Here is a 17959-nt window from a genome sequence, read left to right on the forward strand (position 1 = left end):
CGCTTGGCCTTGCCCCTGGGCGGTCAGCGCAGGCTGGCAATGGCCAACCGATCTGCCTTCGCCCGCGCCTTCACCGATTCCTCGCTGCGGGTCAGCGCCTTGGCAATGGCGCGCAGGGGCATGCCCTTTTTCGCCAGCGCGTGCAGCTTGGCCACTTCATCGCTTGTCCACGCCTGCTTGTGCCGCTCGAACGTCTCGCCCACTGCGTGCACTCCCTTGGCTGAACCGCTGTTGTGCCGAAAATGTCGGACAGCGCCGTGATGACAGACTTTGCCGGTGTAGGACAGGTGTGGTGCAGCATCGGCGCGGGTTTGACATTGTACAATCTTTGGTGCATAGCGCGTCCATGATCGCCATGAGCTTTTCCGAGACGCGCGCCAATTTCAAGGCGGTGTGTGACCGTGTGGTCGATGATCACGCCCCGGTGATCGTGACCCGCCAGCGCGGGGAGGCGGTGGTGCTGGTCTCCCAGAGTGATTGGGATTCGATGCAGGAAACGCTTTATCTGTTGCGTTCACCCGCCAATGCCAAACGACTGCTGGAATCCATCGCCGAGCTCGAAGCCGGCGGCGGCGAGGAGCACGCGCTTATCGATCCGGCGTGAAAATCATCTTCTCTTCGCGCGCGTGGGGCGAATATCTCTGGTGGCAGGGCGAAGATCAGCGGAGCCTCGCCAAGCTGAACGCCCTGATCAGCGAATGCAGCCGCAGCCCATTCAAAGGCCTCGGCAAACCCGAGCCACTCGGCGGCAATCTCTCCGGCTGGTGGTCCCGCCGCATCACGCAGGAACATCGGCTGGTCTATCGCGTCACCGGCAGCGGAGCGACGCAGGCGTTGGAGATTGCGCAATGCCGATATCATTATTGAGCGGGGCCGAAGATACTTCAGGCATGGTCAAAGCCCGGACCACACTGGCGCAGATCGACGCCGGCCAGAGAATGACAATAGGGTTACGTCTTTAATTCGTTACTAAGTGGGAGAAATCCATCGTGTAACGGCCCATTCGCCAATCTTCTTCGAGCGCTCTTTTATCGTAATAGGTGTCCAATTTTCGTAATTTTCTGCAAGATGCCTTGCGCTCTTGAACATCGAGTCTTGTTTGTACCTTGCTCTTTTAATTCCAAATTTCGCCTTTCCAAGTCCGCTGTTCAGTTCTGTTGAAAGCAAAACAAGATTTCCCCATGTGTCCACGAGCGAATCATGGTCTGCAGAGGAAAACAATTCATTGTTATGGTCGTCGAATTTCCATTCATCACCAAATGATTGGGGAAGGACGTGCTCAATGCATGATCCGCCAGCAGGGATATCGCCTCCTAGAGATCGGTCGTACTCAGACAGAAGGAAATTACATATATTCACCCTGTAAATTTTCCGTGTCTGTATGGACTGCAAAACACGCTCGTTGCTCGGCCATTCAATTGTGCCTCTCTTTTTGAGAGCATCAGAAAACGATACAGCGTTGGGCTTGCCTTCGACCGCTGTCCAAGCCGTACGAAAGAATGCTAAGAGCCCCGTAGGTTCAAGACCGACAATTAGCCTTCTAACTAGGAAACTTTCGATAGATTCTAGACAGTCAACTGCATCTTGAGTGTGAACTGTTCCTCTTTCAACTTCCTTCAAAAGTTTCATCAGGAAAGGAAAGGTCGATGAAGGAAGATTTGCTAGACGTAAATATTCCAGCCTTTTCTGAATCTGAGGCCCCAGATATGTGTCGATCGATGGCTTGCACAAGGCTAGGTACGGCGCAGTATACTCGTCGAGGTGGGCAATGATGTCTTGCGGCGTGTCCGCAGCCTGCCAAAGTTCTCTAAGAGATTTGAAAAGATCAGCCTGACGCGTAGCACTATCCTGCAGAACGCCAAAGGGGAAAAATTAGTTATCAAAATATTCCCCCAATCCATCTCGGAATGGAAGCCAGACATTTTGATGAGTGTGATGAGCCTGTTGGGGTTCGTCGGCAATTTTTGAAAATACTTCATTCCTAACAAGGTCGCCGATTCCTATCGGGATGCCTGGATCATTTAATCCTTCAAAAACGGTAGTTGCATTTGAAGCGTCCTTCAAAAGAATAAATACAAATGTCAATTTTGTCTGAACAGCTGAAACAACAGCGTTAAAGTATTCCAAACCTGAGTTCTCAATTATTTTTTCAAGGCGTTTAATTATACGGTGAAATTGCTTAAGAAGTTTACCATCTTTCGGCCCTGTAACCGGGGGAAGAGAAATCCCAGGTGCAATCGTGTTATTAAAATCACCAATCTTGAACAATGTCTTAAAGCACTCAATCAGTTGCGCTTGATCGGCGTAGGACGAAATTAGCTTCGTGTTAGGCCCGCCCGTCCACCATGAGATTGAGAAGTGCGTGTTTGCTAAACCTACGGCGTAGCCTGTCTGTCCATTCCGGGCTGCGACGCAAGCAGCAGCTAAGTTAAATAGAAAAAGTGTGGTAAGTCGTTGTTGACCATCAACAATTTCATAAGGCTGAGGAGCTGCGGGGTTGGCCGCGCGTCGGACTGCAATGACAGCACCAAGAAACCGATTAGGCTCCTCACCGTCCGCAACAACAGTTGCCTCCCTAAAAAGCCTATCCAGTTGTTTTTGGGTCCAAACGTACTCTCTTTGAAATAAGGGAATTCGAACTTGAGTATTCTGAGCAAATAGATCGTGAAAACTCATCTCATTGGTGTTGTCCGTCACCCGATATTGGTTTTGGTTCATGATAACCCCCGTTCATTTCGAACTGATATCACTCAATAGCGGGTAGGTAAATCTCGGCATCCTTGGCGCTCCCGGAACGGGAAATTCCGGAGTTGGTTTCGTAAACTCACCTATCGCGTTAGCTTCTCATTCATCCAGGAGGCTAGCCATATCCGTGTCGATCACGGGGCGACGGTGGTGGTCGTGGCCTGCCCTAAACTAGGGTGGGTGCAGGGGCTCAGCCCCTGCCCGCCGGAGGCCTCCTTGTTCTTCCTCTGTCGGCGCCGTTGGCTACCCCTCTCCCGGGCCGGCTGCGCCGTCTCTCGACCTCCCCCCCCCAGCGGGGAGAGGTGATGGTTACTCCGCCGCCGGGAGGTAAATCTCCCCGCCCTTGGCGCGGAATTCGGCGCTTTTTTCGGCCATGCCGGCTTCCAGCATGGCGTCGGTGTTCTGTTTGGCGGCGTAGTCGCGGACGTCCTGGGTAATCTTCATCGAGCAGAACTTTGGCCCGCACATGCTGCAGAAATGCGCCACTTTCGCGCCTTCGGCGGGCAGGGTTTCGTCGTGGTATTTCAGCGCGGTTTCGGGATCGAGCGACAGGTTGAACTGGTCGCGCCAGCGGAAATCGAAGCGGGCGCGGGAGAGGGCGTCGTCGCGCAACTGGGCGGCGGGGTGGCCTTTGGCGAGGTCGGCGGCGTGGGCGGCGAGTTTGTAGGTGATGACGCCGACTTTCACATCGTCGCGATCGGGCAGGCCGAGATGTTCCTTGGGGGTGACGTAGCAAAGCATCGCGCAGCCGTACCAGCCGATCATCGCGGCGCCGATGCCGCTGGTGATATGATCGTAACCGGGCGCGATATCGGTGGTGAGCGGCCCGAGCGTGTAGAAGGGGGCTTCGCCGCAGGTTTCGAGCTGCTTGGTCATGTTGACCTTGATCTTGTGCATCGGCACGTGGCCGGGGCCTTCGATCATCACCTGGCAGTCGTGCTTCCAGGCGATCTGGGTGAGTTCGCCCAGGGTTTCGAGCTCAGCGAACTGGGCGCGATCATTGGCGTCGGCGATGGAGCCGGGGCGCAGGCCGTCGCCCAGGCTGAACGACACATCATAGGCGCGCATGATTTCGCAGATTTCATTAAAATGCGTGTAGAGGAAATTTTCCTTGTGGTGGGACAGGCACCATTTGGCGAGGATGGAGCCGCCGCGGCTGACGATGCCGGTGACGCGATTGGCGGTCATCGGCACATAGGCCAGGCGCACGCCGGCATGGATAGTGAAATAATCGACGCCCTGTTCGGCCTGCTCGATCAGCGTGTCGCGGTAGACCTCCCAATTGAGGTCTTCGGCGATGCCGCCGACCTTTTCCAGCGCCTGATAGATGGGCACGGTGCCGATGGGGACGGGGGAGTTGCGCAGGATCCATTCGCGGGTGTTGTGGATGTTGCGCCCCGTGCTGAGGTCCATCACGTTGTCGGCGCCCCAGCGGGTGGCCCAGACCATTTTTTCGACTTCCTCGGCGATGCTGCTGGCGACCGCCGAGTTGCCGATGTTGGCGTTGATCTTGACGAGGAAATTGCGGCCGATGGCCATCGGCTCGGCTTCGGGGTGGTTGATGTTGCTGGGGATGATGGCGCGGCCGCGGGCGATTTCGTCGCGGACGAATTCCGGGGTGACATAATCGGGGATGCTGGCGCCGAAATCCTCACCATCGCGGATCAGGCCCTCTTGCCGGGCGCGGCCGATGTTTTCGCGGATGGCGACATATTCCATTTCCGGGGTGATGATGCCGCGGCGGGCATAGGCGAGCTGGGTGACGGCCTGGCCCGATTTGGCGCGCCAGGGCAGTTTGTTCACGTGCGGGAATTCGGGGGTGTCCGGCTGCTTCTTGCCGCCGAAAATGCCGTTGTCTTCGGGCTTCACTTCGCGGCCGGGGTAACGCTCGACGTCGCCGCGGGCTTCGATCCAGGCGGTGCGCAAGGGGGGCAGGCCGGCGCTGATATCGATGGTGGCGGTGGCATCGGTGTAGGGGCCGCTGGTGTCGTAGATGCGCACCGGGGGTTCGTTGGCGGACGGTTCGAGCACGACTTCGCGCATGGCGACGCGGATATCGGGGAACAGGGTGCCGGCGACATGGATCTTGCGGCTGCCGGGCAGAGGCCCCGTCGTTACAGGCACTTCCAGCTTGCTGTTGATATCGGCCATCGCGTGCATCCTTGCGTGTCGGCAGGGATGGCGCGGGCAGGGGCAATGATGGCCCCGCACGTCCCTCCCTCCGCCGGTATCAACCGGATCAGGTTCTGCGGGTCTGGGCCAAAAAGCCCACTCTCAGCCGGTATGCCGGCTCCCCGGGGAATATCTGAAGCTTATGACTGCCCGGCCCAATTGGCAAGGCCGCGATCGGTGCCGCAGACCTTGTCCCAGAAGCGGAAATAGAGGCCGTAGTTGCAGGTGTAGTGGCGGTGATGGGCTTCGTGGTGGCTGGCGGAGATGACGTGGCGGCCGAACCAGCCGCCCACCCAGGATTTGGGGAACATTTCCCAGCCCATGTGATTGGTGACGCCCATGATGGTGGCGATCAGCATCACGACGGCCAGCGCGCCGATGTGGATGGGGATGATGAACACCAGCGCCGGGATCAGGATGGCGCCGGAGATGGCTTCCCACGGGTGGAAGCTCATGGCGGCCCAGGCGGTGGGGGGCCGGCTGGCGTGGTGGACGGCGTGGGCGGCCTTGAACAATTTGGGCCGGTGCATCCAGCGGTGCGTCCAGTAGAACCAGGTATCGTGCGCGAACAGATAGGTGAGGATGGAAACCGGCAGCCAGGCCAGTTGCAGCGGGCCATCGACCGTCCACATCAATTGCGTCCAGCCCAAGGAGCGGAACGCCTCCAGCGCGAGGCCGGCGGGGATGGCATAGATCAGCGCCGACAGCAGCGACCAGCGGATTTCATCGCGGACCTGGCGGGTACGCCGCGCCGGATCGGCCGGGCCGGCGACGACGCCGCGACGGTGGGTGAGCCAAGCAAAGCCGCCCGACACCGCGAGGTACCGGACGGCAATGATGATGGCCATCGAAACGACGGCAAGGATGAAGGTAGCGGTCACAATGTTTGCTCTAGCGTTCCCGGCAGGGAGCGCCAAGCGGCACCGCGTCGCGGCTTAGAGGTTCACTACGCCGAAGCTGCGCAGCAGCCACAGGACGACGGCGATGATCACCACCACGTTGATGATCGTCTTGATGGTGCCGTCCATCGGCAGCTTGTTGTTGACCAGCCACAGGAGGACACCGACGACGATCAGGGTAATGATGGTAGTGATAAGCATGTTTGTTCCTCGCGCCACTATGGCGCATTGCGGTAGTATAGCAGTTCGCGGCCAGAAATATTCAATAATCATGATGTGATAATATGAGGATTTATACTCAAACCATCTATACTGTAGATACGTAAAAGTTGATCTGGCAACATATATTGTATTTTACATTACATAGGCGTAAGATAAGGAAAGTTGCTTAGAAAAACGCCGTCGCGAGAAGAATAACAGCAAAGCGCGCCCGATCCAGTTGATACGAAAAGGATAATCAATGATGACGTCTTCAAACGCCCGCTTCGCTCTGGTGCTGGCCGCATCTGCCGCCGTGATGTTGTCGGGCTGTGCCAGTGGCAATCGTGAACTCGATGCCGGCCAGCGCATGTCGGCGCGCGGCGACTCCATCTCGGGGCGCGGCGAAGCCTGGAGCGATGGCCAACGCGATGTGCTGAAAGGCCAGAAGGCGCAGCAGAAGAACGCCGATCGCGCGGCCCGCGCCGAACGCGATCTGCGCAAGGCCAGGGACAAGACCGCCAAGGCCGAACGCCAACTGCAGGCCGCGCAGAAGGCGCAGGGGGATGCGCAACAACAGATCAATGCCGGGACGACCCAGATGCAGCGGGCGGAGGCCGAATATGGTGATATTCGCAATCGCCCGTCGGCTATCCCACCGCAGTGATCTATCACCCCGAATTCAACGCGGTATCAAGACTGGTGGAGCAGAGGGGGATCGAACCCCTGACCTCAGCAGTGCGATTGCTGCGCTCTCCCATCTGAGCTACTGCCCCGCACCAGTCTTGGCGTCCCGCAGCGCGGGAGGGCGTTCGTATAGCGCGGCGCGCCAGCTTTGCAACAGCCGCGTTCAGTTGAAACCTTCGGCCAGGAAACGCTCCGCCACGGCAGCGTGCAGGGCGGCACCGCGGGCCATGGCGCTTTCATCGAGATGCATGTGGCTGCTGTGCAGGCCGCAGCAGGCGCGCCAATCGCTGCCCTGCTCGGCGACGCCCAAGAAGAACATGGCGCCGGGCACTTTTTCAAGCACATAGGCGAAATCCTCGGCGCCCATGATCGGGTGCGCGAGGGTCTGCCAGGCCGCTTCGCCAAACAAATCCGTGGTCACGCGTTCGCCAAGTGCCACCGCGCGGCCATCGCAGATGGTGACCGGGAAGCCGGGGATGATCTCGATCATGGCGCTGGCACCGTGCGCGGCGGCGATGCCCTGCACGAGGGGCGGCAGGCCATCGTGCAGGGTCCGCCGCGTCGCTGCCGACAGGGTGCGCATCGTGCCATAGAGCAAGGCGGTTTCGGGGATGACATTGTCGGTGGTGCCGGCGCTGATCTGGCCGATGGTGATCACCGCAGGATCGAAAACGTTGATGCGGCGGGTGACAAAGCTCTGCAATGCCAGCGCAATTTCGCAGGCAATCGGCACCGGATCGAGCGCATCATGCGGCATGGAGGCGTGGCCGCCGCGGCCGGTGATGGTGATGCGCAATTTGTCGTTGCTGGCCAGCAGGGCGCCGGTGCGGCCGCCGACCACGCCCCAGGGCGCGTTGGGCATGATGTGCAGCGCGAAGGCAGCATCGGGCAGTGGGTCCAGCAGGCCATCGTCGAGCATGTAGCGGGCGCCGTGAAAGCCTTCCTCGCCGGGCTGGAACATGAACATCACCGTGCCCGCCAGTTGATCGCGGCGTTCACACAGCAGACGCGCCGCGCCGGCCAGCATGGCGACATGCGCATCATGGCCGCAGGCGTGCATGGCACCGGGGATGGCGCTGGCGAAATCCAGGCCGGTTTCCTCGGGCATCGGCAGCGCATCGGTGTCGCCGCGCAGCAGCACCGTGCGGCCGTTGGCGGGGCCGCGCAGGGTTGCAATGATGCCGCTGGTGGATGGCCCGGTGCGGATTTCCAGCGGCAAGCCGCTGAGTGCAGACAGGATTTTCTCGGCAGTGCGCGGGTTGTGCAGACCGAGTTCCGGTTCGGCATGGATGGCGCGGCGCAGCGCGGTCATGGCGGGCAGGGCGGTGTGGGCGCCGGTGAGGATGGTGGTCCAATCGGTTTTCATGCGCGGCAGGGTAGCGCCTTCCCTTGTTCGCCGCCACCCGCTACGCCCGCACGATGCAGCATGATGCGATCATATTGGGCGCCGGCGGGGCGGGGCTGTTCTGTGCGGCCACGGCTGGTCAGGCGGGCGCACGGGTGGTGGTGATCGATCACAACGTGGAGCCGGGGAAGAAAATCCTGATATCGGGCGGCGGGCGCTGCAATTTCACCAATATTGGTGCGGCGCCGGATCGATATTTGAGTGAAAACAGGCATTTTGCGCGGTCAGCTCTGTCGCGCTATACGCCGGCGGATTTCGTCGATCTGGTGCGCAAGCATGGCATTGCCTTTCATGAAAAGACGCTGGGGCAGTTGTTTTGCGATGGATCGGCGCGGCAGATCGTGGCGCTGCTGATGGACGAATGCGCGGCTGGGCGGGTGGATTTCGCGTTCGGGCAGGCGATTGCCGAGGTGACCCACGCCGATGGTCGTTTCACGGTGCGGACCGACGCCGGCCTTTATTCGGCGCCCAATCTGGTGATTGCCACCGGCGGCCCGGCGATCCCCAAGCTGGGCGCGACCGGCTTTGCTTACCAGCTTGGCAAGCAGTTCGGCCTGCGCATCATTCCGCCGCGGCCGGCGCTGGTGCCGTTCACGCTGCCGGCAGCGGAAAGCCTGTTCCGCGAGCTGGCTGGCGTGGCCGCTGACGTGATTGCGAAGGCCGGAAAATCGGCATTCCGCGAGGCGGCGCTGTTCACCCACCGCGGCCTGTCCGGCCCGGCGATGCTGCAGGCATCGAGTTACTGGCGGCATGGCGAGGCGATCGCGGTGGATTTCCTGCCGGATGCGCCGGCGGATTGGCTGGGCGCGATGAAACGCCAGCGGCCCAAGGCGGGACTGAAATCCATACTTGCCAGTGCCTTGCCGGAACGTCTTGCCGAGGCACTTGCAGATAATCTGGCCTTGCCGGGCGAGATGCAGGCGCAGAAGGATGGCGCGCTGACCGCCGCGATGCAGCGCCTGAAGGGCTGGGCGTTCCGGCCCGATGGCACGGAGGGCTTTGCCAAGGCCGAAGTGACGGCGGGCGGCGTCGACACGGCCGGGCTGTCGTCGCGCACCATGGCGGCCAATCACATTGAAGGGCTGTTCGCCATCGGTGAGGCGGTCGATGTAACCGGTTGGCTGGGTGGCTATAATTTTCAATGGGCCTGGGCCAGCGGCCATGCAGCGGGCCTGGCGATTGCAGAGCGGAGCGGGGCATGATGACATTCGACGAGGTGATAATGGGCCGGCGCAGCACGCGCGGCTTCAAGCCCGATCCGGTGCCGCGCGCGCTGATCGAGGAAGTGCTGACCCTGGCGATGCGGGCGCCATCATCGATGAACACCCAGCCTTGGAATTTCACCGTGGTGACGGGCGAACCGCTGGATCGCATCCGCGCCGGCAACACCGAGCGCAACATGGCCGGTGTGCCGCATAGCCGCGAATTCCGCATCGGCCAGGCCTTTGCCGGCGTGCATCGTGAACGGCAGATTGGCGTTGCGAAACAATTGTTTGGCGCGATGGGTATCGCGCGCGACGATGCGGACAAGCGCCTCGATTGGGTGATGCGCGGGTTCCGGCAGTTCGATGCGCCGGTGTGCGTGATCATCACCTATGATCGCGTGCTGGACGGCAGCGACGACACGCCGTTCGATTGCGGCGCGGTGACGACGTCGCTGGTCAACGCCGCCTGGTCGCGTGGCCTGGGCGCAGTGATCAACAGCCAGGGCATCATGCAATCGCCGGTGGTGCGCGAACATGCGGGCATTGCCGCCGATCAGGTGATCATGAAGGCGGTGGCGCTGGGCTGGCCGGATGAGGGCTTTCCGGCGAATGCGGTTGTTTCGGAGCGGAAGAGCGTGGCGGAGGCGGCGCGGTTTGTGGGGTTTGATTGAGGGGAAGAAGCCAAGCCCCGTGTCGAGCATGGGATGACGAATAAAATGTTACGTCACCCCGTGCTTGACACGGGGCTGGGCTATTCTTTGAAGCTTGCTGCAGGAAACCAATCGTCCCACAAATCCCGCCAGTCCGGATTATCCTTTTCGATCAGCGCGAATTTCCAGTCGCGCTTCCATTTCTTGACCAGTTTTTCGCGAGCGATGGCCTGTTCGATGTCGCCATGACGTTCGGCATAGACGATGCGGATCTTGCCGAATTCCGTGACGTGCGCTGAGCCTTCACCTTCACGATGCTGCTGAACGCGACGGACGAGGTCGGACGTGACGCCGACGTACATCCCGCCGCGGTAGCGGTTTGCCATGATGTAGGCCCAGCCGCCCTTTTCCATGGTGGATAAATCGTGGCGGCGGAAAGTAAGAAAGCCAAGCCCCGTGTCAAGCACGGGGTGACGATGATTTGTACGTCACCCCGCACTTGATGCGGGGCTTGGCTATTTTCGAACTAAACCCCATTCGCCTTGAAATGTGACAGCAATTTGGCCCAGGCGTCCTTGCCGGCTTCGGCGTTATAGCTGGGGCGATAGTCGGCGAGGAAGCCGTGGTCGGCGTTGGGGTAGAGGATGATGCTGCTCTTCGAGCCTTTCAGCTTTGCCTGCATCGCTTCCACGTCGGCCACCGGTATGCCCTTGTCCAGCGCGCCGTAAAGGCCGAGGACGGGGGCTTTCAGATCATCGACGATATCCATCGGCCAGCGGCGGTTTTCGGGGCCGGGGGCGCCTTTCAACCGTCCGTACCAGGCGCCGCCGGCCTTCAGTTGCCCGAAGCGCGCGGCGGCCATCCAGGTGACGGCGCCGCCCCAGCAGAAGCCGGTGATGGCAAAGCGTTTGGCATCGACGAACGGCTGCGCGCCGGCCCATTCCAGTGCAGTGCCGACATCGCCCATCACCTGTTCGTTACCGGCCTTGTTGACGATGGCCAGAATCGCCGGGAAATCCTTGAGCGTGCCCAGTGTCTTGTCGGGATCACCGCGAAAGAAGAACTCCGGCGCGATGGCGACATAGCCGACCTTGGCAAAGCGGCGGCAGACATCCTTGATCCATTCGTGCACGCCGAAGACTTCGTTGACGACAATGACGGTGGGGTGTTTGCCCTTGGTTGCAGGCCGCGCCACGAAGGCCGGCAGGCCGCCATAAAGCGTCTCCCACCCGGTCACCAGGCCATCGGCCGGCGTGGTGATCGGCTGCGCCTGCGCGCCGATGTCGACCGCGGCATAGCCAGCCGCCAGCAACATGGCACGGCGGGACAGGGCCAGATCCTGCGCGTCGAAACTGTCGGGGCGGGTCAGGATCGTCATGGTGAGCCTCCGGTGATGGCCTTGGCATATCATCAGAAAGCCGGTTTTTGAAGCGCGGCGCAGCGTTTCCCGATGAATGCCAACTTGTGGGTCCGGCGGCTTGGCTCCGGCGGGCAAATATCGGCCCGGCTGCGGCACTTCGCGCGGGTCTTGCAGCGTGGCGGATAAACATTACACTATCGCAATGTTTCTGCTGTGCTGCGAGGCGATATGCGTGCCGTGATCCTGTGTTTGCTGTTGTTTGCCGGGCCGGCGCTGGCCGCAGCCCCCCCAGCCGCACGTGCCCCCGCACCCGATCCGACGCTGGCGGTCGAGCATCGCAACTGGATCGATGATCATGCGCGCTGGAACTCTCAGCACATGGCAGCCGCGCGTCGGCTGGAAGCAGTGGCGGCGGCGCTGCGCCGGCACGACACGAGTTTCGACCAGCATGGCGCCGAACTGCGCGACCATGATCGCAGCGTGATTGCCGCCGGCCATGATGGCGCCAACCGTGCCCGCCATGCCCGATTGCGCGCCGCCCATGCCGAAGCGGCGCGCAGCCATGCCCGGCTGATGGCCGAAATCGCCGATATGGAACGCACGATCACCGCCAGCCTTTCGGCCGACCGGCCGCGCTGATCGGTCAGGCCCGCACGCGGATCAGGCCTTCCTGCATCACGCAGGCGACCGGGCGGCCGGCGATATCGTGGACGATGGCGCGGTTGATGCCGCGCCCCCCTGCGGCCATCGGCGAATCCTGATCGAACAGATGCCACTCATTCATGTCGGGCGTCGCATTGAACCAGATGGCATGATCCAGGCTGGCCGATTGCAGGCCCGGATTGGCCCAGCTGATGCCGTGCGGATTGAGGCAGGTATCGAGCAACGTCATGTCGGAGGCATAGGCAAACAGGCAGCGTTGCAGCACTGGATCGGCGGCGGCGGCGGCCGGCATGGGCGCGGCTAGACGCACCCAATGGCGCTGCTGCGGCGGGCCACGTTCAGGGGTGAAGAAGCTTTGCAGATCGCCCTGGCCTTCGGCGCGCACATCCAGCGGCCGGTCGCGGCGCAGCCACAGGGTTTTCCATGGCTCCGGCGCGTGCGGGGCGTTGCGGCGTGACCAGTCCGAATCGCTTTCCAGCGTGTCCGGGTGGGGCACGTCGGAGGGCGGGGCGACATCATGTTCCAGGCCTTGTTCCTGCACCTGAAAACTGGCCGCCATGTTGAAGATCGGCCGGCCTTTCTGGATGGCGATGATGCGCCGCGTGGTGAAACCGGCGCCGTCGCGGTCGCGCTCCACCTTGTAGACGATGGGCAGGGCGGGATCGCCGGGGCGGATGAAATAGCTGTGCAGGCTGTGGCACAGGCGGCCTTCGGGGACCGTCTGGCTGGCGGCCATCAGCGCCTGGGCGACGACCTGGCCGCCATAGACGCGCATCCAGCCTTCGTTGGTGGATTGGCCGCGAAACAGATCGGTTTCCACCTCCTCAAGCTGCAGTAGGGCCAGCAGGCTGGCGACGGCGCGTTCAGGGTTCGGCGAAGGGAGGGCGTCGTTCATGTCCATGCGCCCCCTTAGCCGAAACTGGCCCACGGGCAATATGGGCAGCACATGCGGCTTGACACCGGCGCCGCCCCCCCATATTGCCGCGCTTCCACAGCGCAAGCGGGTGTAGCTCAGTTGGTTAGAGCGTCGGCCTGTCACGCCGAAGGTCGCGGGTTCGAGCCCCGTCACTCGCGCCACTGGTTTCAGTGGCCTCCCCCGCCGCCGCTGTGGAAAGCGCCTCAATATCGGACTGAAGCGGTTGCAGCAGCAGCCGGTCGAGCATTTGATCGCGCTCGGTGCGCCAGCCGGGTTGACCGATCTGCATGGCGGTGTGGCCGGCCTGGGGCTGATCCTGCCAGGTGCCGAACCAGCGATCCCAAAGCGACAGGTTGAAGCCAAAATTATGCTGTTGTTCGGCTGCTTGGGTTGAATGATGCACCCGGTGCAGGTCGGGCGTGACCACCAGCCGGCGCAGCAGCGCGTCGACGCGTGTGGGCAGGGCGACATTGCCGTGGTTGAACATGGCCATGGCATTCAGGATGATTTCGAACAACAGCACGGCCAGCGGCGGCGCGCCGAGCGCCACCACCAGCGCCAGCTTGAACGCCATCGAAGCCAGGATTTCCAACGGGTGGAAGCGCAGCGCGGTCGTGACATCGAAATCGGGATCGGCGTGGTGGACGCGGTGCAGGCGCCACAGGGCCGGTACGGCGTGGAGCAGGCGGTGCTGCCAATAAATGGCCAGATCGAGCAGGATGATGCTGACAGGCACCGTCAGCAGCGCGGGCAGGGGAGTGAGGTTGAACAGGCCAAGCCCGCGTTGTTGCGCCCACAGCGCCGCGCCGACGGCCAGCACGGGCACGGCAAGGCGCAGGGCCAAGGTGCCGACGATCAGCAGTGCGCCATTGTTGAGGCGGCGGGACAGTCGGCCCGCCGCCGGGGTGCGGCGCGGGGCGATCTGTTCCCACAGCAGCATCGCCGCCAGCACGCCTGCAAAGACGCTGAGGCGGATGGCGGGTTCGCCGGTGAACATCACACGCGCTGGGCGTGCAGCGCATCCCATTGCACGAGTTCATGGGCGATGGAGGTTTCCACCAGCAGTTCCCACAGCGCTTCGGCCAGACCAGCGGGCAGGCCGGCGGCGGCGGCGGCGGCGCTGGCGTTGGCGATCACCTGGGCCTTGCGGGCTTCGTCACGCACTTCGTTGCGGCCGGCCTTGATGCGCGCGGCGGCATCCATATAGCCGAAGCGGCGCGACAGCAGCGCCACCAGTTCGAGATCGAGCGCGTCGACGCCGGCGCGCACCTCCGCCATCGTCTGACATTCGCTGGCGAGCAGCATGTTCATTTCACCCTCCAGCGGCCGGTGTTCATCCACAGGAACAGCGGCTTCAGCGGCGCCACCCAGGCGAGGCCGGCGACCAGATAGAAGGCGACCTGCACGAACTGTGACGTGCCGGCGATCTGGTCCGACAGCACCGAGATGATCAGCGCATAGACAGCGATGTAGAAGATCATGCCGATCATGCCGACAGGCTTGCGCCAGGTCGGTTCGGGCGGGATGCGGTGCGGGGCAATGTCCATGCGCGCGGCTTTAGCGGGATTTGCGGCAATCGACCAGCCGCACCGGTGTCGCGACCATGTCCAGCGGCATGTCCCAGCGATCGGCGGGCAGGGTGGGGGCGATCTGACATTCCCAGGCAAGGCCGATGGCGAGCAGCTTGGGGTTGCCGGCCCTGAGTTTGGCCAGGGCACGATCATAATAGCCGCGGCCCTGGCCGAGCCGCACGCCGGCCAGCGTGACAGCGATCAGCGGGACGAGGAGCAGATCGGGTTGGGCGCGCGGTGCGGTGGCGGCGGGTTCGGGGATGCCCTGAAAGCCGGGTTTCATCTCGGCCCAGTTGGCGATGTGGAAGCTGATATCGGGGCCGGCGACGCGCGGGAAGGCATGAACCCCAAGCCGCTTCTCGATCCACATCGGGTCGATCTCGTCACCGACAGCGGCATAGCTGCCGGCCATGCTGATGCCGGGCAGCAACGGGGCGACCTGGCTGGCCAGCGCCTGTTCCTGAGCCTCCCGCGCGGCCTTGTCGAGGCTGGCGACATAAGCGCGGCGGGCGGTGCGGTAGTGGCGGCGCAGATCGGTCTTGGTCAACGCTTCTGGCTTTCGGGGGAGGTTGGCGGGACCACCATGGGCCGTTGGACTTGAAGATCCTCTGACGCCAGTAACGTCAGGTGGGAGCCAGGTGTGACAGACCAGGGTCCATCCAGAGCCAGCCCCCGATAGGATGATTATCGCCTCAGGGATGCTTGCTTGCGCGTACCGGGCAGTGCCCGCCACCACTGGATATAGGCGCTTGGCGGCGAGTCCTCAAGGGTGGGTGTCGGCTGCGGCTTCAGGATGAATGGCGCTCAAGTGCTGCTCAATGCTTCCAACCGCTCGACGATGCGGGTGAGGCGGGCGAGATCGGGCGTTGGCATGGCGGGCGCTTCTGCCGCAGCAACCGCCGCACCGCCGCTGCGCGCCTCGGCCAGTTCGTCCGCCAGCATCAGCGCCACCATGACCAGCGTCTGCGCTTCGGACATCACGCCCAGTGCCTTGGTCAGCCGGGCGGCGCGTGCAGCGAGTTCCTCGCCCAGCCGTTCGATGCGGATTTCATCGCCGTCGCGGGCCGCGATTCGATAATGGTGGGCACCCACCGTGATGGCGACCTGGGCCATGGTTCAGCCCTCCGCCGCCAGCAGATCATCGAGCGCGGCGACCGTTTCGGCTGCAGCGGCTTCGATGCGGGCCAGGCGGGCGCGTTCGGCGGCGCGCTCTGTCGCTTCGGCGGCGCGGCGGGCCTCGATGGCGGTAAGCGCCGCCTCGGCGCGGGCGATCAGTTGGTCCAGATCGGAAATTGTCGGCGTCCTTCGGATGTTCAGCAGCTTGGGCGTTGGTGATAAGGCGCAGTGTCAAGCGCGGCAAGCGGGGTATTGGGCAAGATGTGGCACATCGTTTACGCAAAAGGTTGACGTGAGCTTGGCGCATCGGCCAAAGCCACGCCAAGCAGACATGAATCTCTACCGGCGCGCTGTCCCTTGATCGAGAGCGGTGGCGCCGGGCATCAGGAACGGCCTCAATGACCGAGCTATCGCGCGCCGCCAACGCCATCAGGGCGCTTGCCATGGATGCCGTGGAGGCGGCAAATTCAGGCCACCCCGGCATGCCGATGGGCATGGCCGATGTTGCCACCATGTTGTTTGCCAAGCATCTGAAATTTGATCCCGCCGCGCCAAAGTGGCCGGACCGCGATCGCTTCGTGCTGTCGGCCGGCCATGGTTCGATGCTGATCTATGCGCTGCTGCACCTGACCGGCTATGCCCGGCCGACCATCGAAGACATCCGCAATTTCCGCCAGTTGCACTCACCCTGCGCCGGCCACCCGGAAAACACCGAGCTGGAGGGTGTGGAGTGCACCACCGGGCCGCTGGGTCAGGGGCTGGCGATGGCGGTGGGCATGGCCATGGCCGAGCGCCATCTGAATGCGCAGTTCGGCGATGATCTGGTCGATCATCGCACCTGGGTGATCGCTGGCGATGGCTGTTTGATGGAGGGGATTTCCCAGGAAGCGATTTCGCTGGCCGGGCATCTGCAGCTTGGCCATCTCAATGTGATCTGGGACGATAACCGCATCAGCATCGATGGCCCGGTGAGCCTGGCGAGCAGCGAGGATATGGCAGCGCGCTTCACCGCGGCGGGCTGGCATGTCGTGGTGTGCGATGGCCATGATTTCACCAGTATCGATGCGGCGCTGTACAAGGCGGCGGCCGATCCGCGCCCCAGCCTGATCGCGGCGCGCACCACCATCGGCATGGGCGCGCCCACCAAGGCGGGCACCAGCGGCGTGCATGGCAGCGCGCTGGGGGCCAAAGAGATCGAAGGCGCCAAGGCAGCGCTGGGCTGGGACCATGGCCCGTTCGAGATTCCGGCCGATGTGAAAAGCTGGTGGGAAGGCCTGGGTGCATCGGGCGCGGCCGAGCGGGCGGCATGGGAAGCGCGGCTGGCGGCGGATCCGCAACGCGCGGAATTCACCCGGCGTATGGCCGGCGAACTGGATGTTGACGCGGCACTGACCGATTATCTGGCGGGTCTGGCCGCCAATCCGCCCAAGCTGGCCAGCCGCAAGGCCAGCGAGATGGCGCTGGATGCGCTGGTGCCGGCTTTGCCGGCGCTGCTCGGCGGTTCGGCGGACCTGACCGGATCGAACAATACCAAGGCCAAGGGCCAGGCGATCTTCAACGCGGCGGACTATGGCGGCCGCTACATCCACTACGGCATCCGCGAATTCGGCATGGCCGCCGCGATGAACGGCATGGCGCTGCATGGCGGCGTGGTGCCGTTCGGCGGCACGTTCCTGGTGTTCAGCGATTATATGCGCAACGCCATCCGCATGGCGGCGATCCAGCAGATCCGGGTGGTGCATGTGCTGACCCACGACAGCATCGGGCTGGGCGAAGACGGCCCGACGCACCAGCCAGTCGAGCATCTGCTCAGTTTGCGGGCGATTCCGAATCTGGCGGTGTACCGGCCGTGCGACGCCATCGAGACGGCAGAGGCCTGGGCCTGCGCATTGGCGGACACCACCCGGCCATCGGTGCTGGCGCTGTCGCGGCAGAATCTGATGCCGGTGCGCAGCGATGTGGCCGCGAACAAGGTGGCGCTGGGTGCGTACCGGTTGAAGGCAGCCGACGCGGCGCGCAGCGTGGTGATCATCGCGACGGGCAGCGAAGTGGGGGTGGCGATGGACACCGCCGCACTGCTGGAGGCGGATGGCATTGGCGCCGATGTGGTGTCGATGCCGTGCTGGGAACGCTTTGACGAGGCGGACGCCGCCTATCGCGCCGATGTGCTGCCTGCCAACGTATTGAAGGTGTCGGTGGAAGCCGGCGTGACGATGGGCTGGCATCGTCATGTCGGCGATGGCGGCATCACGGTGGGGCTGGACCGCTTCGGTGCGTCGGCGCCGGCCGAGCAGCTTTACGCCGAATTCGGTATCACCGCGCCGGCGATTGCCGCGCAGATCAAGAGCAAACTGGGTCGTTGAGACGGCCGC

At 62.8% G+C, this 17959-nt stretch carries 22 protein-coding genes, 2 tRNA genes, 1 pseudogene and 1 riboswitch; of the genes and pseudogenes, 9 read left to right on the forward strand and 16 right to left on the reverse strand.

Going from position 1 to position 17959, the window contains the following annotated elements; genetic code table 11:
• Window positions 1-23: 23 nt before the first annotated feature.
• Window positions 24-203, reverse strand: a complete 180-nt coding sequence (locus tag ACTIEZ_RS02970; RefSeq protein ID WP_439545166.1) for a hypothetical protein — start codon at window positions 201-203, stop codon at window positions 24-26.
• 143 nt (window positions 204-346) lie between these two features.
• Between ACTIEZ_RS02970 and ACTIEZ_RS02975 the strand changes: the two genes are divergently transcribed.
• Both ACTIEZ_RS02975 and ACTIEZ_RS02980 read left to right on the forward strand, forming a co-directional pair.
• Window positions 347-604 carry a type II toxin-antitoxin system Phd/YefM family antitoxin gene (locus ACTIEZ_RS02975; RefSeq protein ID WP_353199914.1) on the forward strand — a complete coding sequence of 86 codons (258 nt, stop codon included), beginning with the start codon at window positions 347-349 and terminating at the stop codon, window positions 602-604.
• Window positions 601-867 carry a Txe/YoeB family addiction module toxin gene (locus ACTIEZ_RS02980; RefSeq protein WP_439545167.1) on the forward strand — a complete coding sequence of 89 codons (267 nt, stop codon included), beginning with the start codon at window positions 601-603 and terminating at the stop codon, window positions 865-867. Before ACTIEZ_RS02975 ends, ACTIEZ_RS02980 begins: the two co-directional genes overlap by 4 nt.
• Window positions 868-969: 102 nt before the next feature.
• Here ACTIEZ_RS02980 and ACTIEZ_RS02985 read toward each other — a convergent pair whose 3' ends face one another.
• From ACTIEZ_RS02985 to ACTIEZ_RS03005, 5 genes are all read right to left on the reverse strand, one after another.
• Window positions 970-1629 (reverse strand): HNH endonuclease family protein, encoded by a 660-nt coding sequence (locus ACTIEZ_RS02985; protein ID WP_439545168.1) that lies wholly within the window; start codon window positions 1627-1629, stop codon window positions 970-972.
• A 243-nt stretch (window positions 1630-1872) separates the two neighbouring features.
• Window positions 1873-2718 carry a DUF262 domain-containing protein gene (locus tag ACTIEZ_RS02990; protein WP_439545169.1) on the reverse strand — a complete coding sequence of 282 codons (846 nt, stop codon included), beginning with the start codon at window positions 2716-2718 and terminating at the stop codon, window positions 1873-1875.
• Between the two features lie 336 nt (window positions 2719-3054).
• On the reverse strand, window positions 3055-4896 hold the full coding sequence (gene thiC, locus ACTIEZ_RS02995) for a phosphomethylpyrimidine synthase ThiC (protein WP_439545170.1): 1842 nt from the start codon (window positions 4894-4896) through the stop codon (window positions 3055-3057).
• 48 nt (window positions 4897-4944) lie between these two features.
• Window positions 4945-5052, reverse strand: a riboswitch (TPP riboswitch).
• Window positions 5053-5057: 5 nt separating this feature from the next.
• Complete coding sequence (locus tag ACTIEZ_RS03000) at window positions 5058-5798, reverse strand: sterol desaturase family protein (RefSeq protein WP_439545171.1); 741 nt, start codon at window positions 5796-5798, stop codon at window positions 5058-5060.
• Between the two features lie 54 nt (window positions 5799-5852).
• Window positions 5853-6017 carry a Thivi_2564 family membrane protein gene (locus ACTIEZ_RS03005; RefSeq protein ID WP_439545172.1) on the reverse strand — a complete coding sequence of 55 codons (165 nt, stop codon included), beginning with the start codon at window positions 6015-6017 and terminating at the stop codon, window positions 5853-5855.
• Between the two features lie 259 nt (window positions 6018-6276).
• On the opposite strand from ACTIEZ_RS03005, the gene ACTIEZ_RS03010 reads away from it, so the two are divergent.
• Window positions 6277-6681 carry a hypothetical protein gene (locus ACTIEZ_RS03010; protein ID WP_439545173.1) on the forward strand — a complete coding sequence of 135 codons (405 nt, stop codon included), beginning with the start codon at window positions 6277-6279 and terminating at the stop codon, window positions 6679-6681.
• 33 nt (window positions 6682-6714) lie between these two features.
• Here the strand turns inward: ACTIEZ_RS03010 and ACTIEZ_RS03015 are convergent.
• Window positions 6715-6790 (reverse strand) — tRNA-Ala (locus ACTIEZ_RS03015).
• A 74-nt stretch (window positions 6791-6864) separates the two neighbouring features.
• The gene (locus ACTIEZ_RS03020) at window positions 6865-8067 is read right to left on the reverse strand and encodes a M20 metallopeptidase family protein (RefSeq protein ID WP_439545174.1); all 1203 of its coding nucleotides are present in this window, start codon (window positions 8065-8067) and stop codon (window positions 6865-6867) included.
• Window positions 8068-8120: 53 nt separating this feature from the next.
• Here ACTIEZ_RS03020 and ACTIEZ_RS03025 point away from each other — a divergent pair, with 53 nt between their 5' ends.
• Together ACTIEZ_RS03025 and ACTIEZ_RS03030 are read left to right on the forward strand one after the other, a co-directional pair.
• Window positions 8121-9308: an NAD(P)/FAD-dependent oxidoreductase gene (locus ACTIEZ_RS03025; RefSeq protein ID WP_439545359.1), complete on the forward strand. Its 1188-nt coding sequence runs from the start codon at window positions 8121-8123 to the stop codon at window positions 9306-9308.
• A complete protein-coding gene (locus ACTIEZ_RS03030; RefSeq protein WP_439545360.1) occupies window positions 9308-9982 on the forward strand; it encodes a nitroreductase in 675 nt (224 codons plus the stop codon). Before ACTIEZ_RS03025 ends, ACTIEZ_RS03030 begins: the two co-directional genes overlap by 1 nt.
• An 80-nt stretch (window positions 9983-10062) precedes the next feature.
• On the opposite strand, the gene ACTIEZ_RS03035 is transcribed toward ACTIEZ_RS03030, so the two are convergent.
• Together ACTIEZ_RS03035 and ACTIEZ_RS03040 are read right to left on the reverse strand one after the other, a co-directional pair.
• The gene (locus tag ACTIEZ_RS03035; protein WP_439545361.1) at window positions 10063-10374 is read right to left on the reverse strand and encodes a GIY-YIG nuclease family protein; all 312 of its coding nucleotides are present in this window, start codon (window positions 10372-10374) and stop codon (window positions 10063-10065) included.
• Between the two features lie 113 nt (window positions 10375-10487).
• Entirely contained in the window at window positions 10488-11339 is an 852-nt protein-coding gene (locus ACTIEZ_RS03040) for a dienelactone hydrolase family protein (protein ID WP_439545175.1), read from the reverse strand.
• Window positions 11340-11549: 210 nt separating this feature from the next.
• Here ACTIEZ_RS03040 and ACTIEZ_RS03045 point away from each other — a divergent pair, with 210 nt between their 5' ends.
• Window positions 11550-11960: a hypothetical protein gene (locus ACTIEZ_RS03045; protein WP_439545176.1), complete on the forward strand. Its 411-nt coding sequence runs from the start codon at window positions 11550-11552 to the stop codon at window positions 11958-11960.
• Window positions 11961-11964: 4 nt separating this feature from the next.
• On the opposite strand, the gene ACTIEZ_RS03050 is transcribed toward ACTIEZ_RS03045, so the two are convergent.
• Complete coding sequence (locus ACTIEZ_RS03050) at window positions 11965-12879, reverse strand: acyl-CoA thioesterase (RefSeq protein WP_439545177.1); 915 nt, start codon at window positions 12877-12879, stop codon at window positions 11965-11967.
• A gap of 105 nt (window positions 12880-12984) precedes the next feature.
• Between ACTIEZ_RS03050 and ACTIEZ_RS03055 the strand changes: the two genes are divergently transcribed.
• Window positions 12985-13061: transfer RNA gene (locus ACTIEZ_RS03055), tRNA-Asp, on the forward strand.
• A gap of 173 nt (window positions 13062-13234) precedes the next feature.
• Here the strand turns inward: ACTIEZ_RS03055 and ACTIEZ_RS03060 are convergent.
• The 5 genes and pseudogenes from ACTIEZ_RS03060 to ACTIEZ_RS03080 all read right to left on the reverse strand — a co-directional run.
• Window positions 13235-13927, reverse strand: a pseudogene (locus tag ACTIEZ_RS03060) (sterol desaturase family protein); the annotation flags it as partial.
• A complete protein-coding gene (locus ACTIEZ_RS03065; protein WP_439545178.1) occupies window positions 13897-14211 on the reverse strand; it encodes a chorismate mutase in 315 nt (104 codons plus the stop codon). The pseudogene ACTIEZ_RS03060 and the gene ACTIEZ_RS03065, both read right to left, overlap by 31 nt.
• The gene (locus tag ACTIEZ_RS03070) at window positions 14208-14447 is read right to left on the reverse strand and encodes a DUF2842 domain-containing protein (protein WP_439545179.1); all 240 of its coding nucleotides are present in this window, start codon (window positions 14445-14447) and stop codon (window positions 14208-14210) included. The genes ACTIEZ_RS03065 and ACTIEZ_RS03070 overlap by 4 nt, the downstream gene beginning before the upstream one ends.
• A gap of 10 nt (window positions 14448-14457) precedes the next feature.
• A complete protein-coding gene (locus tag ACTIEZ_RS03075) occupies window positions 14458-15018 on the reverse strand; it encodes a 5-formyltetrahydrofolate cyclo-ligase (protein WP_439545180.1) in 561 nt (186 codons plus the stop codon).
• A 257-nt stretch (window positions 15019-15275) separates the two neighbouring features.
• Window positions 15276-15584, reverse strand: a complete 309-nt coding sequence (locus tag ACTIEZ_RS03080; RefSeq protein ID WP_439545181.1) for a cell division protein ZapA — start codon at window positions 15582-15584, stop codon at window positions 15276-15278.
• Between ACTIEZ_RS03080 and ACTIEZ_RS03085 the strand changes: the two genes are divergently transcribed.
• Together ACTIEZ_RS03085 and tkt are read left to right on the forward strand one after the other, a co-directional pair.
• Window positions 15549-15806 (forward strand): hypothetical protein, encoded by a 258-nt coding sequence (locus ACTIEZ_RS03085; RefSeq protein WP_439545182.1) that lies wholly within the window; start codon window positions 15549-15551, stop codon window positions 15804-15806. The genes ACTIEZ_RS03080 and ACTIEZ_RS03085 overlap by 36 nt on opposite strands.
• A gap of 179 nt (window positions 15807-15985) precedes the next feature.
• Window positions 15986-17950, forward strand: coding sequence for a transketolase (tkt, locus tag ACTIEZ_RS03090; protein WP_439545183.1), 1965 nt, complete (start codon window positions 15986-15988; stop codon window positions 17948-17950).
• Window positions 17951-17959 lie beyond the last annotated feature (9 nt).

Source organism: Sandarakinorhabdus sp. (genome assembly GCF_051860625.1).
GTDB lineage: Bacteria > Pseudomonadota > Alphaproteobacteria > Sphingomonadales > Sphingomonadaceae > Sandarakinorhabdus.

Excerpts from the sequence above, each read along its gene's own strand:
- ACTIEZ_RS02975 (WP_353199914.1), top strand. The coding sequence starts at position 347 with ATGATCGCCATGAGCTTTTCCGAGACGCGCGCCAATTTCAAGGCGGTG.
- ACTIEZ_RS02985 (WP_439545168.1), bottom strand. The coding sequence starts at position 1,629 with ATGAAACTTTTGAAGGAAGTTGAAAGAGGAACAGTTCACACTCAAGAT.
- ACTIEZ_RS02990 (WP_439545169.1), bottom strand. The coding sequence starts at position 2,718 with ATGAACCAAAACCAATATCGGGTGACGGACAACACCAATGAGATGAGT.
- thiC (WP_439545170.1), bottom strand. The coding sequence starts at position 4,896 with ATGGCCGATATCAACAGCAAGCTGGAAGTGCCTGTAACGACGGGGCCT.
- ACTIEZ_RS03005 (WP_439545172.1), bottom strand. The coding sequence starts at position 6,017 with ATGCTTATCACTACCATCATTACCCTGATCGTCGTCGGTGTCCTCCTG.
- ACTIEZ_RS03010 (WP_439545173.1), top strand. The coding sequence starts at position 6,277 with ATGATGACGTCTTCAAACGCCCGCTTCGCTCTGGTGCTGGCCGCATCT.
- ACTIEZ_RS03020 (WP_439545174.1), bottom strand. The coding sequence starts at position 8,067 with ATGAAAACCGATTGGACCACCATCCTCACCGGCGCCCACACCGCCCTG.
- ACTIEZ_RS03025 (WP_439545359.1), top strand. The coding sequence starts at position 8,121 with ATGCAGCATGATGCGATCATATTGGGCGCCGGCGGGGCGGGGCTGTTC.
- ACTIEZ_RS03030 (WP_439545360.1), top strand. The coding sequence starts at position 9,308 with ATGACATTCGACGAGGTGATAATGGGCCGGCGCAGCACGCGCGGCTTC.
- ACTIEZ_RS03035 (WP_439545361.1), bottom strand. The coding sequence starts at position 10,374 with ATGGAAAAGGGCGGCTGGGCCTACATCATGGCAAACCGCTACCGCGGC.
- ACTIEZ_RS03040 (WP_439545175.1), bottom strand. The coding sequence starts at position 11,339 with ATGACGATCCTGACCCGCCCCGACAGTTTCGACGCGCAGGATCTGGCC.
- ACTIEZ_RS03045 (WP_439545176.1), top strand. The coding sequence starts at position 11,550 with ATGCGTGCCGTGATCCTGTGTTTGCTGTTGTTTGCCGGGCCGGCGCTG.
- ACTIEZ_RS03050 (WP_439545177.1), bottom strand. The coding sequence starts at position 12,879 with ATGAACGACGCCCTCCCTTCGCCGAACCCTGAACGCGCCGTCGCCAGC.
- ACTIEZ_RS03065 (WP_439545178.1), bottom strand. The coding sequence starts at position 14,211 with ATGAACATGCTGCTCGCCAGCGAATGTCAGACGATGGCGGAGGTGCGC.
- ACTIEZ_RS03070 (WP_439545179.1), bottom strand. The coding sequence starts at position 14,447 with ATGGACATTGCCCCGCACCGCATCCCGCCCGAACCGACCTGGCGCAAG.
- ACTIEZ_RS03085 (WP_439545182.1), top strand. The coding sequence starts at position 15,549 with ATGGTGGGCACCCACCGTGATGGCGACCTGGGCCATGGTTCAGCCCTC.
- ACTIEZ_RS03080 (WP_439545181.1), bottom strand. The coding sequence starts at position 15,584 with ATGGCCCAGGTCGCCATCACGGTGGGTGCCCACCATTATCGAATCGCG.
- tkt (WP_439545183.1), top strand. The coding sequence starts at position 15,986 with ATGACCGAGCTATCGCGCGCCGCCAACGCCATCAGGGCGCTTGCCATG.